At 49.3% G+C, this 14,440-nt stretch carries 14 protein-coding genes; 10 read left to right on the forward strand and 4 right to left on the reverse strand.

Annotated features, from left to right (window positions below):
* The first annotated feature begins 508 nt into the window (after positions 1-508).
* The 6 genes from csgB (at position 509) to clsC (ending at position 4,337) form a co-directional block, all read left to right on the forward strand.
* The gene (csgB, locus tag ACJHX3_RS05665; protein WP_001389579.1) at positions 509-964 is read left to right on the forward strand and encodes a curli minor subunit CsgB; all 456 of its coding nucleotides are present in this window, start codon (positions 509-511) and stop codon (positions 962-964) included.
* A gap of 40 nt (positions 965-1,004) precedes the next feature.
* A complete protein-coding gene (csgA, locus tag ACJHX3_RS05670) occupies positions 1,005-1,463 on the forward strand; it encodes a curli major subunit CsgA (protein ID WP_000771429.1) in 459 nt (152 codons plus the stop codon).
* Between the two features lie 58 nt (positions 1,464-1,521).
* Positions 1,522-1,854: a curli assembly chaperone CsgC gene (gene csgC / locus ACJHX3_RS05675; protein WP_000992814.1), complete on the forward strand. Its 333-nt coding sequence runs from the start codon at positions 1,522-1,524 to the stop codon at positions 1,852-1,854.
* A gap of 120 nt (positions 1,855-1,974) precedes the next feature.
* Positions 1,975-2,286 (forward strand): type 1 fimbrial protein, encoded by a 312-nt coding sequence (locus ACJHX3_RS05680; RefSeq protein ID WP_000489565.1) that lies wholly within the window; start codon positions 1,975-1,977, stop codon positions 2,284-2,286.
* A gap of 94 nt (positions 2,287-2,380) precedes the next feature.
* A complete protein-coding gene (gene ymdB / locus ACJHX3_RS05685; protein ID WP_000857405.1) occupies positions 2,381-2,914 on the forward strand; it encodes an O-acetyl-ADP-ribose deacetylase in 534 nt (177 codons plus the stop codon).
* Positions 2,856-4,337, forward strand: a complete 1,482-nt coding sequence (clsC, locus tag ACJHX3_RS05690; protein ID WP_001605229.1) for a cardiolipin synthase ClsC — start codon at positions 2,856-2,858, stop codon at positions 4,335-4,337. Before ymdB ends, clsC begins: the two co-directional genes overlap by 59 nt.
* A 7-nt stretch (positions 4,338-4,344) precedes the next feature.
* Here the strand turns inward: clsC and mdoC are convergent, their stop codons facing one another.
* The gene (mdoC, locus tag ACJHX3_RS05695; protein ID WP_001070350.1) at positions 4,345-5,502 is read right to left on the reverse strand and encodes a glucans biosynthesis protein MdoC; all 1,158 of its coding nucleotides are present in this window, start codon (positions 5,500-5,502) and stop codon (positions 4,345-4,347) included.
* 393 nt (positions 5,503-5,895) lie between these two features.
* Here mdoC and mdoG point away from each other — a divergent pair, with 393 nt between their 5' ends.
* The 3 genes from mdoG to ACJHX3_RS05710 all read left to right on the forward strand — a co-directional run bounded on the left by mdoG (position 5,896) and on the right by ACJHX3_RS05710 (position 10,366).
* Positions 5,896-7,431, forward strand: coding sequence for a glucans biosynthesis protein MdoG (gene mdoG / locus ACJHX3_RS05700; protein ID WP_001300662.1), 1,536 nt, complete (start codon positions 5,896-5,898; stop codon positions 7,429-7,431).
* Positions 7,424-9,967 carry a glucans biosynthesis glucosyltransferase MdoH gene (gene mdoH / locus ACJHX3_RS05705; RefSeq protein ID WP_001309403.1) on the forward strand — a complete coding sequence of 848 codons (2,544 nt, stop codon included), beginning with the start codon at positions 7,424-7,426 and terminating at the stop codon, positions 9,965-9,967. Before mdoG ends, mdoH begins: the two co-directional genes overlap by 8 nt.
* Positions 9,968-10,138: 171 nt before the next feature.
* On the forward strand, positions 10,139-10,366 hold the full coding sequence (locus ACJHX3_RS05710; protein ID WP_001237205.1) for a YceK/YidQ family lipoprotein: 228 nt from the start codon (positions 10,139-10,141) through the stop codon (positions 10,364-10,366).
* Here ACJHX3_RS05710 and ACJHX3_RS05715 read toward each other — a convergent pair whose 3' ends face one another.
* From ACJHX3_RS05715 to lpxL, 3 genes are all read right to left on the reverse strand, one after another.
* The gene (locus tag ACJHX3_RS05715) at positions 10,367-10,741 is read right to left on the reverse strand and encodes a MysB family protein (protein WP_000180056.1); all 375 of its coding nucleotides are present in this window, start codon (positions 10,739-10,741) and stop codon (positions 10,367-10,369) included.
* A gap of 82 nt (positions 10,742-10,823) precedes the next feature.
* Positions 10,824-12,050 carry a multidrug efflux MFS transporter MdtG gene (gene mdtG, locus ACJHX3_RS05720; RefSeq protein ID WP_000074172.1) on the reverse strand — a complete coding sequence of 409 codons (1,227 nt, stop codon included), beginning with the start codon at positions 12,048-12,050 and terminating at the stop codon, positions 10,824-10,826.
* 171 nt (positions 12,051-12,221) lie between these two features.
* Positions 12,222-13,142: a kdo(2)-lipid IV(A) lauroyltransferase gene (gene lpxL / locus ACJHX3_RS05725; protein ID WP_000183364.1), complete on the reverse strand. Its 921-nt coding sequence runs from the start codon at positions 13,140-13,142 to the stop codon at positions 12,222-12,224.
* A gap of 224 nt (positions 13,143-13,366) precedes the next feature.
* Here lpxL and ACJHX3_RS05730 point away from each other — a divergent pair, with 224 nt between their 5' ends.
* Positions 13,367-14,419, forward strand: a complete 1,053-nt coding sequence (locus ACJHX3_RS05730; RefSeq protein WP_001305889.1) for a rhodanese-related sulfurtransferase — start codon at positions 13,367-13,369, stop codon at positions 14,417-14,419.
* The last annotated feature ends 21 nt before the right edge of the window (positions 14,420-14,440 follow it).

Consider the following 14,440-nt stretch of genomic DNA (forward strand, 5'->3'; position numbering starts at 1 on the left):
TTAGAAATGATAGAAAAGTTGTACATTTGGTTTTTATTGCACAATTTTAAAAAATCATACAAATGGTGCTGACTTACTAATAATGCATATAAAAAATATTTCGGTGTAGTCCTTTCGTCATGTAAAACGTTCTTGTTTTTTCTTCACACCTCCGTGGACAATTTTTTACTGCAAAAAGACGAGGTTTGTCACGGCTTGTGCGCAAGACATATCGCAGCAATCAGCGACGGGCAAGAAGAATGGCTGTCTGGTGATTTTTGATTGCGGAAAACGGAGATTTAAAAGAAAACAAAATATTTTTTTGCGTAGATAACAGCGTATTTACGTGGGTTTTAATACTTTGGTATGAACAAAAAAAGAAAAATACAACGCGCGGGTGAGTTATTAAAAATATTTCCGCAGACATACTTTCCATCGTAACGCAGCGTTAATAAAATACAGATTGCGTTAACAACCAAGTTGAAATGATTTAATTTCTTAAATGTACGACCAGGTCCAGGGTGACAACATGAAAAACAAATTGTTATTTATGATGTTAACAATACTGGGTGCGCCTGGGATTGCAGCCGCAGCAGGTTATGATTTAGCTAATTCAGAATATAACTTCGCGGTAAATGAATTGAGTAAGTCTTCATTTAATCAGGCAGCCATAATTGGTCAAGCTGGGACTAATAATAGTGCTCAGGTACGGCAGGGAGGCTCAAAACTTTTGGCGGTTGTTGCGCAAGAAGGTAGTAGCAACCGGGCAAAGATTGACCAGACAGGAGATTATAACCTTGCATATATTGATCAGGCGGGCAATGCCAACGATGCCAGTATTTCGCAAGGTGCTTATGGTAATACTGCGATGATTATCCAGAAAGGTTCTGGTAATAAAGCAAATATTACACAGTATGGTACTCAAAAAACGGCAATTGTAGTGCAGAGACAGTCGCAAATGGCTATTCGCGTGACACAACGTTAATTTCCATTCGACTTTTAAATCAATCCGATGGGGGTTTTACATGAAACTTTTAAAAGTAGCAGCAATTGCAGCAATCGTATTCTCCGGTAGCGCTCTGGCAGGTGTTGTTCCTCAGTACGGCGGCGGTGGCGGTAACCACGGTGGTGGCGGTAATAACAGCGGCCCGAATTCAGAGCTGAACATTTACCAGTACGGTGGCGGTAACTCTGCTCTTGCTCTGCAAGCTGACGCCCGTAACTCTGATCTGACCATTACCCAGCACGGCGGCGGTAACGGCGCAGATGTTGGCCAAGGTTCTGATGACAGCTCAATCGATCTGACTCAGCGTGGTTTCGGCAACAGCGCTACTCTTGATCAGTGGAATGGTAAAGATTCTACTATGACTGTTAAACAGTTCGGTGGCGGTAACGGTGCTGCTGTTGACCAGACTGCATCTAACTCCAGCGTTAACGTCACTCAGGTTGGCTTTGGTAACAACGCGACCGCTCATCAGTACTAATACATCCTCTGTATTAAAGAAACAGGGCGCAAGCCCTGTTTTTTTTCGGGAGAAGAATATGAATGCGTTATTACTCCTTGCGGCACTTTCCAGTCAGATAACCTTTAATACGACCCAGCAAGGGGATATGTACACCATTATTCCTGAAGTCACTCTTACTCAATCTTGTCTGTGCAGAGTACAAATATTGTCCCTGCGCGAAGGCAGTTCAGGGAAAAGTCAGACGAAGCAAGAAAAGACCCTCTCATTGCCTGCTAATCAACCCATTGCTTTGACGAAGTTGAGTTTAAATATTTCCCCGGACGATCGGGTGAAAATAGTTGTTACTGTTTCTGATGGACAGTCACTTCATTTATCACAACAATGGCCGCCCTCTTCAGAAAAGTCTTAATTTGTTGAAATATCGAGCATAAGATGAATCTGGAGAGAATGGTCTGCTGCGGATCAGCCAACCTGAAAGTATGGATAACACAACCCTCAAGGATGACTAATCATTGAGGAAATAGAATAAATGTTCAGACCTTTTTTAGACTCTCTCATGCTCGGCAGTATGTTTTTTCCTTTTATTGCCATCGCAGGAAGCAGCGCGCAAGGGGGCGTGATCCACTTTTATGGCCAAATTGTGGAACCGGCATGTGACGTCAGCACCCAGTCATCACCCGTAGAAATGAACTGCCCACAGAATGGCTCTGTTCCGGGCAGAACCTATTCCAGCAAAGCGTTAATGAGCGGCAATGTCAAAAACGCGCAAATAGCCTCAGTAAAAGTGCAGTATCTTGATAAACAGAAAAAGCTGGCTGTAATGAACATCGAATATAACTAAGTTTCTGAACAACTCACCTTGCTGAGCAGAAAAATGCGATTTAACCAAAAAGCCTGCTGTACACTTAAGAAACAAGAAGGTGTAAGGAGGCGTTATGAAAACGCGTATTCATGTTGTGCAGGGTGATATTACCAAACTGGCCGTTGATGTGATTGTGAATGCGGCTAATCCGTCATTAATGGGAGGCGGCGGCGTCGATGGGGCCATTCATCGCGCAGCGGGTCCGGCGCTGCTGGATGCCTGTTTAAAAGTCAGGCAACAGCAGGGCGATTGCCCTACGGGGCATGCCGTTATTACGCTTGCAGGCGATCTTCCCGCTAAAGCCGTAGTGCACACCGTCGGGCCAGTCTGGCGTGGTGGTGAACAAAACGAAGACCAGCTTTTGCAGGATGCCTATCTCAATAGCCTACGACTGGTGGCGGCAAACAGCTATACGTCAGTGGCTTTTCCTGCAATTAGTACTGGGGTTTATGGTTACCCTCGTGCGGCAGCGGCTGAAATCGCAGTAAAAACCGTTTCAGAATTTATTACCCGTCACGCTTTACCCGAACAGGTATACTTTGTCTGTTATGATGAAGAAAACGCCCACCTCTACGAAAGACTCCTTACTCAACAAGGAGATGAATGATTTGCCCCGGCTGGCGAGCGCGGTGCTGCCACTGTGTTCGCAACATCCCGGTCAGTGTGGCCTTTTTCCTCTGGAGAAAAGTCTGGATGCGTTTGCCGCCCGGTATCGTCTGGCCGAAATGGCAGAGCATACGCTGGATGTTCAGTATTACATCTGGCAGGACGATATGTCGGGTCGGTTACTGTTTTCCGCCCTGTTAGCCGCAGCAAAGCGTGGCGTTCGCGTCCGTTTGTTGCTGGATGACAACAATACGCCCGGACTTGACGACATTTTACGCTTGCTTGACAGTCATCCACGCATTGAAGTCCGGCTTTTTAATCCTTTCTCGTTTCGCTTGCTGCGTCCGCTTGGTTATATCACCGACTTTTCCCGTCTCAATCGCCGTATGCACAATAAAAGTTTCACTGTCGATGGCGTGGTTACCCTGGTGGGAGGACGAAATATTGGTGATGCCTATTTTGGTGCAGGGGAAGAGCCACTTTTTTCGGATTTAGATGTCATGGCAATAGGACCAGTTGTAGAGGACGTTGCCGATGATTTCGCCCGCTACTGGTATTGCAAATCGGTTTCACCCCTACAGCAGGTGCTGGATGTCCCGGAAGGTGAAATGGCGGATCGCATCGAGTTACCAGCATCCTGGCACAACGATGCCATGACGCATCGTTATTTACGCAAAATGGAATCCAGCCCGTTTATAAATCATCTGGTTGATGGAACGTTGCCGCTTATCTGGGCGAAAACACGTTTATTAAGTGATGATCCGGCGAAAGGGGAAGGCAAGGCAAAACGGCATTCACTGTTACCGCAGCGCCTGTTCGATATCATGGGCTCACCCAGTGAACGCATCGATATTATCTCTTCCTATTTTGTACCGACACGCGCAGGTGTGGCGCAACTCTTACGGATGGTGAGAAAAGGGGTAAAGATTGCGATCCTAACCAATTCTCTTGCCGCTAACGATGTTGCTGTCGTCCATGCCGGATACGCGCGCTGGCGCAAAAAATTGCTCCGCTATGGCGTGGAATTATATGAACTCAAGCCGACGCGTGAACAAAGTAGTACGTTACACGATCGCGGCATAACCGGTAATTCCGGTGCCAGCCTGCATGCTAAAACCTTTAGCATCGATGGTAAAACGGTGTTTATCGGCTCTTTCAATTTCGATCCACGTTCGACATTGCTCAATACTGAAATGGGCTTCGTGATAGAGAGCGAAACGCTGGCACAGTTAATTGATAAACGCTTTATTCAGAGCCAGTATGATGCGGCCTGGCAGCTCCGTCTGGACAGGTGGGGACGGATCAACTGGGTTGATCGTCATGCAAAGAAAGAGATTGTTCTCAAAAAAGAACCCGCCACCAGTTTCTGGAAGCGGGTTATGGTCAAACTGGCGTCGATATTGCCCGTGGAATGGTTATTGTAAACGCGGCTTAACGGGCTGGTGCTTTATCGTTCTCACGCTTAACAACCGGTTTACCAGAGAACAAAAACTTCAGTAATGGGATGCGTAAATGAATTTCATACAGAATTATCGCAATCCCTACTACGAATATCAGGCCACAGAGAAAACCAAGCCAGTTGGAGGTGATGTGCGGTGTAATGTACGCGCCGAAAAACAGCGTTAACGGGTGGTGAACCAGATAGATAAACAGCGATGCGTTAACAAAGTAAGTCACCCGCGCTGACTGGAAGTTAAGCAAACGGTGGCCGAAGGAGAAGACCACATTCACCATCCACAGACCGAGGACCATGGTGATCACCGACTCGGTTTCGTACATCCAGGCATCGCCACTGCCATAGCGCTGGTTGAGTAAGTAAGCGACAAATGCCAATGCTGCTGCGAGGGTACAGCCACGAGACGGCGTGGTAAACAAGGCTTTAAGATGAGGGAAAATGAAAGCCAGTGCGCCGAGGATAAAGAACGGCAAATAAAATAGCGTTTGCATGACAATAAAATTGAACATGCCGTTACTCAGAATGGGCGGATACACAATAAAAATCGTTCTTCTTATTACCGCATAGCCGATGCCGAGGCACAAAAAAATCACCGATAGTTTTACCATCGAGAATTTTTTATTCGTTTTATCAGAATTTTCTAAATTATTTCTGATGCGTTTAAATATCCAGACGCACAGCGTCGTCATGACCACTAACACCAATAAAAACCACAGGTGCGATATTAATTCCCAGGCCAACGTATTATATTTGTCATACAATGACAGTCCAGGCCAACTTTCCGCTTTCCCTTTGACGTATTGCAGCATAATAAATTGCGGTAATGTCAGTAGGGGGATGGCTGTTAACATCGGGATACCTACACGTTCGACACGTACTTTCCACCATTTTTTCAAGGGATAGCGTAAAAAAAGCATGTAGGAAAAGTACCCGGATATAACGAAAAATACCTGCATGCGGAACGAGTGGATGAAGTCATTAAAAAGGGTCAGCCACAATGACGGTTCGGCGCTATTCACATGCCATGTATGGCTCGAATAGATTAAAGAAATATGAAAAGGGATCCCTAACAACATCAGCCAGGCGCGGATGGAGTCGAGAAAATATTCACGTTGCGCGGGTACTGGATTCATATATGGTTAACTAATCTCGGATTTTTCGTCTTATCCCTGTCGGGTTATGCCTTTAGGCTTGTTGCCATAGCGACACCGACCTGACCGCGCCAGGCGCAGGCTTCAAGGTTTTTATGCATAGCATCATCGCTACCACTAACCAGAATGGAAGCGTCTGTAAGACGGTTGATAAATAAATTTGCTGGCAAACCCTACACGAAGTCGATGCTTCTGTCTTTAGGAGAAGCACGGAAAGTGAAAACGGTTGCAATCAGGTGCTTAATCCATGAGCCAGCGTGCTGAACGATACCGGGATTCTGTTGTCGGAATGGCTGGTTATCCATTAAAATAGATCGGATCGATATAAGCACACAAAGGGGGAAGTGCTTACTAATTATGAAACATAAACTACAAATGATGAAAATGCGTTGGTTGAGTGCTGCAGTAATGTTAACCCTGTATACATCTTCAAGCTGGGCTTTCAGTATTGATGATGTCGCAAAGCAAGCTCAATCCTTAGCCGGGAAAGGCTATGAGGCGCCTAAAAGCAACTTGCCCTCCGTTTTCCGCGATATGAAATACGCGGACTATCAGCAGATCCAGTTTAATCATGACAAAGCGTACTGGAACAATCTGAAGACCCCATTCAAACTCGAGTTCTACCATCAGGGTATGTACTTCGATACCCCGGTCAAAATAAATGAAGTGACTGCCACCGCAGTCAAACGAATCAAATACAGCCCGGATTATTTCACTTTCGGCGATGTTCAGCATGACAAAGACACGGTAAAAGACCTTGGTTTTGCCGGTTTTAAAGTGCTTTACCCGATCAACAGCAAAGATAAAAACGATGAAATCGTCAGCATGCTCGGGGCCAGCTATTTCCGCGTGATTGGTGCAGGTCAGGTTTATGGCCTTTCTGCACGCGGCCTGGCAATTGATACCGCCTTGCCATCGGGTGAAGAATTTCCACGCTTCAAAGAGTTCTGGATCGAGCGTCCAAAACCGACTGATAAACGTTTAACCATTTATGCATTGCTTGACTCGCCGCGCGCGACAGGTGCTTACAAATTCGTAGTTATGCCAGGGCGTGACACGGTTGTGGATGTGCAGTCGAAAATCTATCTGCGCGATAAAGTCGGCAAACTGGGGGTTGCACCGTTAACCAGTATGTTCCTGTTTGGGCCGAACCAACCGTCGCCTGCAAATAACTATCGTCCGGAGTTGCACGACTCTAACGGTCTCTCTATCCATGCCGGTAATGGTGAGTGGATCTGGCGTCCGTTGAATAACCCGAAACATTTAGCGGTCAGCAGTTTCTCGATGGAAAACCCGCAAGGCTTCGGTCTGTTGCAGCGCGGTCGTGATTTCTCCCGCTTTGAAGATCTTGATGATCGTTACGATCTTCGTCCAAGCGCATGGGTGACTCCGAAAGGGGAGTGGGGCAAAGGCAGCGTTGAGCTGGTGGAAATTCCAACCAACGATGAAACCAACGATAACATCGTCGCTTACTGGACGCCGGATCAGCTGCCGGAGCCGGGTAAAGAGATGAACTTTAAATACACCATCACCTTCAGCCGTGATGAAGACAAACTGCATGCGCCAGATAACGCATGGGTGCAACAAACGCGTCGTTCAACGGGGGATGTGAAGCAGTCGAACCTGATTCGCCAACCTGACGGTACTATCGCCTTTGTGGTCGATTTTACCGGCGCAGAGATGAAAAAACTGCCAGAGGATACCCCGGTCACAGCGCAAACCAGCATTGGTGATAATGGTGAGATAGTTGAAAGCACGGTGCGCTATAACCCGGTTACCAAAGGCTGGCGTCTGGTGATGCGTGTGAAAGTGAAAGATGCCAAGAAAACCACTGAAATGCGTGCTGCGCTGGTGAATGCCGATCAGACGTTGAGTGAAACCTGGAGCTACCAGTTACCTGCCAATGAATAAGACAACTGAGTACATTGACGCAATGCCCATCGCCGCAAGCGAGAAAGCGGCATTGCCGAAGACTGATATCCGCGCCGTTCATCAGGCGCTGGATGCCGACCACCGTACCTGGGCGCGGGAGGATGACTCCCCGCAAGGCTCGGTAAAGGCGCGTCTGGAACAAGCCTGGCCAGATTCACTTGCTGATGGACAGTTAATTAAAGACGACGAAGGGCGCGATCAGCTTAAAGCGATGCCAGAAGCAAAACGCTCCTCGATGTTTCCCGACCCGTGGCGTACCAACCCGGTAGGCCGTTTCTGGGATCGTCTGCGTGGACGCGATGTCACGCCGCGCTATCTGGCTCGTTTGACCAAAGAAGAGCAGGAAAGCGAGCAAAAGTGGCGTACCGTCGGTACCATCCGCCGTTACATTTTGTTAATCCTTACGCTCGCGCAAACTGTTGTCGCGACCTGGTATATGAAGACCATTCTTCCTTATCAGGGGTGGGCGCTGATTAATCCTATGGATATGGTTGGTCAGGATGTGTGGGTTTCCTTTATGCAGCTTCTGCCTTATATGCTGCAAACCGGTATCCTGATCCTCTTTGCGGTGCTGTTCTGTTGGGTGTCCGCCGGATTCTGGACGGCGTTGATGGGCTTCCTGCAACTGCTTATTGGTCGCGATAAATACAGTATATCTGCGTCAACAGTTGGCGATGAACCATTAAACCCGGAGCATCGCACGGCGTTGATCATGCCTATCTGTAACGAAGACGTGAACCGTGTTTTTGCTGGCTTGCGTGCAACGTGGGAATCAGTAAAAGCCACCGGGAATGCCAAACACTTTGATGTCTACATTCTGAGTGACAGTTATAACCCGGATATCTGCGTCGCAGAGCAAAAAGCCTGGATGGAGCTTATCGCTGAAGTCGGTGGCGAAGGTCAGATTTTCTATCGCCGCCGCCGCCGTCGCGTGAAGCGTAAAAGCGGTAATATCGATGACTTCTGCCGTCGTTGGGGCAGCCAGTACAGCTACATGGTGGTGCTGGATGCTGACTCGGTAATGACCGGTGATTGTTTATGCGGCCTGGTGCGCCTGATGGAAGCCAACCCGAACGCCGGGATCATTCAGTCGTCGCCGAAAGCGTCCGGTATGGATACGCTGTATGCGCGCTGTCAGCAGTTCGCGACCCGCGTGTATGGGCCACTGTTTACAGCCGGTTTGCACTTCTGGCAACTTGGCGAGTCGCACTACTGGGGACATAACGCGATTATCCGCGTGAAACCGTTTATCGAGCACTGCGCACTGGCTCCGCTGCCGGGCGAAGGTTCCTTTGCCGGTTCAATCCTGTCACATGACTTCGTGGAAGCAGCGTTGATGCGCCGTGCAGGTTGGGGGGTCTGGATTGCTTACGATCTCCCAGGTTCTTATGAAGAATTGCCGCCTAACTTGCTTGATGAGCTAAAACGTGACCGCCGCTGGTGCCACGGTAACCTGATGAACTTCCGTCTGTTCCTGGTGAAGGGTATGCACCCGGTTCACCGTGCGGTGTTCCTGACGGGCGTGATGTCTTATCTCTCCGCTCCGCTGTGGTTTATGTTCCTCGCGCTCTCTACTGCATTGCAGGTAGTGCATGCGTTAACCGAACCGCAATACTTCCTACAACCACGGCAGTTGTTCCCGGTGTGGCCGCAGTGGCGTCCTGAGCTGGCGATTGCACTTTTTGCTTCGACCATGGTGCTGTTGTTCCTGCCAAAGCTATTGAGCATTTTGCTTATCTGGTGCAAAGGAACGAAAGAATATGGCGGCTTCTGGCGCGTTACATTATCGTTGCTGCTGGAAGTGCTGTTTTCCGTGCTGCTGGCTCCGGTACGCATGCTGTTCCATACGGTCTTCGTCGTCAGCGCGTTCCTTGGCTGGGAAGTGGTGTGGAATTCACCGCAGCGTGATGATGACTCCACTTCCTGGGGTGAAGCGTTCAAACGCCACGGCTCACAGCTGCTATTAGGGTTAGTGTGGGCTGTTGGGATGGCGTGGTTGGATCTGCGTTTCCTGTTCTGGCTGGCACCGATTGTCTTCTCGTTGATCCTGTCACCGTTTGTTTCGGTGATTTCCAGCCGTGCCACCGTTGGTCTGCGCACCAAACGCTGGAAACTGTTCCTGATCCCGGAAGAGTATTCACCGCCGCAGGTACTGGTTGATACCGATCGGTTCCTTGAGATGAACCGTCAACGCTCCCTTGACGATGGCTTTATGCACGCAGTGTTTAACCCGTCATTTAACGCTCTGGCAACCGCAATGGCGACCGCGCGTCACCGGGCCAGTAAGGTGCTGGAAATCGCCCGTGACCGCCACGTTGAACAGGCGCTGAACGAGACGCCAGAGAAGCTGAATCGCGATCGTCGCCTGGTGCTGCTAAGCGATCCGGTGACGATGGCCCGTCTGCATTTCCGCGTCTGGAATTCCCCTGAGAGATATTCTTCATGGGTGAGTTATTACGAAGGGATAAAGCTCAATCCACTGGCATTGCGTAAACCGGATGCGGCTTCGCAATAAAAACGTAGTTGCCTGATGAGCTACGCTTATCAGGCCTACATCGCTCCTGCAATATGTTGATTTTGCAAGATTTTGTAGGTCGGATAAGGCGTTCACGCCACATCTGGCAAAAACAACGAGCCAATAAAAATACCGGCGTTATGCCGGTATTTTTTACGGAAGAGGTATCAAATGCGTTTAATTGTGGTGAGCATCATGGTGACCTTGCTGAGTGGCTGTGGCAGCATTATTAGTCGCACTATACCGGGGCAGGGGCATGGCAACCAATATTATCCCGGTGTGCAATGGGATGTGCGTGACTCCGCCTGGCGTTATGTCACGATCCTTGATCTGCCATTCTCCCTGGTTTTTGATACTTTACTGCTGCCGATCGACATTCATCATGGCCCGTATGAGTGATTAACGTTCATCCCACTCATCAGCTGCTGCGCGTCCTTCCTCGGTATCCAGCGGTGGCTCAAGCTGAAATTCCCCCTCGTCCCATTCATGTAATGTATTCTCTTCCTGCCACTCCTGGCGGATCTCTATCTCATCATAGTCGCCATCAAAAACACTTTGCGCGGCTTCACCGCTAAGCATAGGTAAACATTCACCTTCTTCCCCTTCGTCGGCAAAAAACTCAACTTGCCACATGATGTCGCCGTCCTGCAAAACGTATTTTTGGGCATTGAACTGTTGCACATTCGCGTCTTCGGCGTCGATGCCGGGGTTGTCTGCAAGAAATTCTTCGCGTGCAGCGTCAATGGCTTCTTCAAGCGTTGCGTACATGGTCATCACGATTCTCCCTTTGAGTTGATGAGGTTTCAGGGAAAAGGATAGCTGATTCTCCGCTTTTGCAAGTATGAAAGGCGAAAAATCAGTTCGATACCTGGGGTATTCGACGACGACGTAGACTGTTCCATGAATAGACTGCGTTGAATAATACTACGCCAGCGGTGACGAGAAATACCGCTCTGAAACCGTAGTTCGCTGAAATCGCGGCTCCCATCAATGGTCCGGTAACGTTGCCAATATCACGAAACGATTGGTTATAGCTGAAGATACGCCCGGCGATCTGGTTGCTCGAGTTATAAACTAACAGTGTCTGTACGGCGGGGAGTAGTGCACCATCAGCGGCACCGAGCAAAAAACGTAAAATCCCAAGTTGCAATGGCGTCTGAACGTAAGACATTGGGATCAACAGCAGTACAGAAAAGATCAGCGCCGTAATCAGGATCTTTTCGGGGCCGATTCGATCGCCAAGTTTGCCGAGTCGTGGTGCACTCAGCAGAGCAGCTACGCCTGGCACCGAGGCGATCATGCCACTGATAAAGGCGACGTTACTGACGTTACCCGCCAGTTCGCGGACATACAGCGTCAGAATGGGGGCAATTGAGCCCGTTGCCACCTGGATGATTAACGTGGTGACAAACAGGCTGAGTACCAGTTTCGGGTTTTTAAGTGATGTCACCACTTCACGCATGTGCAGCATCTCTTTTTTGCTGACCGGCTGGAATTTTTCTCTGATGCAAAACAGGGTGACGAAAAAGCAGAGTATGAGCACACTGGCGGTAATAAAGAATACCGGACGTAAGCCGTAGCTATCGGCGAGCAGGCCGCCAGCCATTGGGCCGAGCAACGCACCGCTAACGCCGCCTGTGGAAAGCGTCCCCAGCGCCCAGCCGCTTTTATTACGCGGTACTTGTGTGGCGATAAGAGCATTAGCGTTGGGGACAAATCCGCCAAGTAACCCAAGAAGCGCCCGCAGGATCAAAAACTGCCAGATATTTTGTGCCAGCCCCATCAACACCATCACGATGCCCATGCCGAGGGCAGAGCGTAATAGCATGAGTTTGCGGCCTTTACGGTCGGCGAGTCCACCCCAAAACGGTGAGGCGATGGCCGAAAATAAAAATGTAATGCTGAAGACAATACCGGACCACATATTCAAGGCGGAGTGGCCCGTAACGCCAAGCTGCTCAACGTAGAGGGGTAAGAAGGGCATTACCAGGCTGAAGGCGGCACCCGTAAGAAAACAGCCTAGCCAGGCGACGATCAGGTTTCGTTTCCAGTTTATAGGGGTGTCATTTTCACAGGGTGACATAGCAATCCGCTGTTGGTGCGCCAGGCGCGGTGAACATAAGAAGAAAAGATAAGCACACTAATTATGCGCCCGACTTCCAGGGGGCGCAATCCAGAGAGCTTTTATCGCTAAATCAGGGGGATTTGCTGTGGTAATGCCGGATACCCTTCTGAAGCATCCGGCATGGGAGATTTAATAGCGTGAAGGAACGCCTTCCGGGCGTGTTTTAAAGCGACGGTGTAACCACATATACTGCTCTGGTGCCATCATGATGCATTTTTCTACCACTTTGTTCATCCACGCGGCGGTGGTTTCGGCATCATCCAGCGGCGGAGAACACTCTGGCGGCAGCATAATCAACTGATACCCTTTGCCATCTGGCTTACGGCGTGGAACGAAGGGCACCAGACATGCGCCGGACATCCGTGCCAGCATCCAGGTTCCGGTTGTGGTCGCAGCCTGCTCAACGGCAAACAACGGGACGAAAACGCTTGAGCGCGGGCCGTAATCATGATCCGGTGCGTACCAGACCACTTCGCCTTTTTTCAGGGCTTTAATCATGCCTTTTAAATCTTTGCGGTCGAGCATCGATTTATTTGAGCGCAAACGGCCCCAGGTTTGTAGCCAGTCAATCAGTGGATTATCGTTCGGGCGGTAAACGCCAATGCCCGGCTCCTGCATACCAAACTGCCGCGCACCCAGCTCCAGGGTCAGAAAATGGATGCCAACTAACAGGATGCCGCGTTTTTGCGCCTGCACGTCACGAATGTGTTCCATGCCGATCACTTCCGTCCAGCGGGCGATTCTGCGGTCCGGCCAGAACCACGCCATGCCAGTTTCCATCAGTCCCATGCCAACGGATTCGAAATTCTTCACCACCATTTTACGGCGTTCTTGTTCGCTCATTTCCGGGAAGCACAGTTCCAGGTTGCGATGCACAATTTTTGCGCGTCGTTTCATAAAACGTAACGCAAGTTTTCCTAATCCACAACCGAGGCGGTAGATAACCGGGTAGGGCAATTGCACGACTAACCAAAGTACGCCAATACCCAACCAGGTTAACCAATAACGCGGATGAAGCAGTGCGGTGGAGAACTTGGGTAGATTCGTCATATCAATCCTGTTTTTCAACCTATACGGGCAATTGTATGTATTGTCGCATTTTTTCGCCCGCAACCAAAATTTGTGACTGAAGACTGGGCGAAATTGCCGCGCTTGTAAATAACAAATAATTTTTAATGCGCAAATGTAGCGTAAAATGTGTGGATGTTAATTATCGATAATTGCTATATCATGCCGCGGATTTTTACTTTCCCATCTCGCAGGAACCGTACACCATGCCAGTGTTACACAACCGCATTTCCAACGACGCGTTAAAAGCCAAAATGTTGGCTGAGAGCGAACCGCGAACCACCATTTCGTTTTATAAGTATTTCCACATCGCCGATCCTAAGGCGACCCGTGACGCTTTATATCAGCTGTTTACCGCGCTGGATGTTTTTGGGCGAGTGTATCTGGCGCATGAGGGCATTAACGCGCAAATCAGCGTACCTGCGAGCAATGTTGAAACATTTCGCGCGCAGCTTTATGCCTTCGACCCGGCTTTAGAGGGCTTACGCCTGAATATCGCGTTGGATGATGACGGGAAATCCTTCTGGGTACTGCGCATGAAGGTCCGCGATCGTATCGTTGCCGACGGTATTGACGATCCTCACTTTGATGCCAGCAATGTGGGTGAGTATCTGCAAGCGGCGGAAGTGAACGCCATGCTTGACGATCCCGATGCATTGTTTATCGACATGCGTAACCACTATGAGTATGAAGTGGGGCACTTTGAAAACGCGCTGGAAATTCCGGCAGATACCTTCCGTGAGCAGCTGCCAAAAGCAGTCGAGATGATGCAGGCACATAAAGATAAAAAAATCGTCATGTACTGCACCGGCGGCATTCGTTGTGAAAAAGCCAGTGCCTGGATGAAACATAACGGATTCAACAAAGTCTGGCATATCGAGGGCGGAATTATTGAATACGCCCGTAAGGCGCGCGAGCAGGGCTTGCCGGTGCGTTTTATTGGCAAAAATTTTGTTTTTGACGAGCGGATGGGCGAACGTATCTCTGATGAGATTATCGCGCATTGCCACCAGTGCGGTGCGCCGTGCGACAGCCATACCAACTGTAAAAATGATGGCTGCCACCTGCTTTTTATTCAGTGTCCAGTATGTGCGGAAAAATACAAAGGTTGTTGTAGTGAGATTTGCTGCGAAGAAAGCGCGTTACCGCCTGAAGAACAGCGACGCCGTCGGGCAGGACGTGAAAATGGCAATAAGATCTTTAATAAGTCTCGTGGACGTCTGAATACAACACTGGGCATTCCTGATCCAACAGAATAAATATCATTGCCGGATGCGTGC

The sequence above is a fragment of the Escherichia sp. WS1265 genome, assembly GCF_046487585.1.
In the GTDB taxonomy this organism is placed as follows: Bacteria; Pseudomonadota; Gammaproteobacteria; order Enterobacterales; family Enterobacteriaceae; genus Escherichia; species Escherichia coli.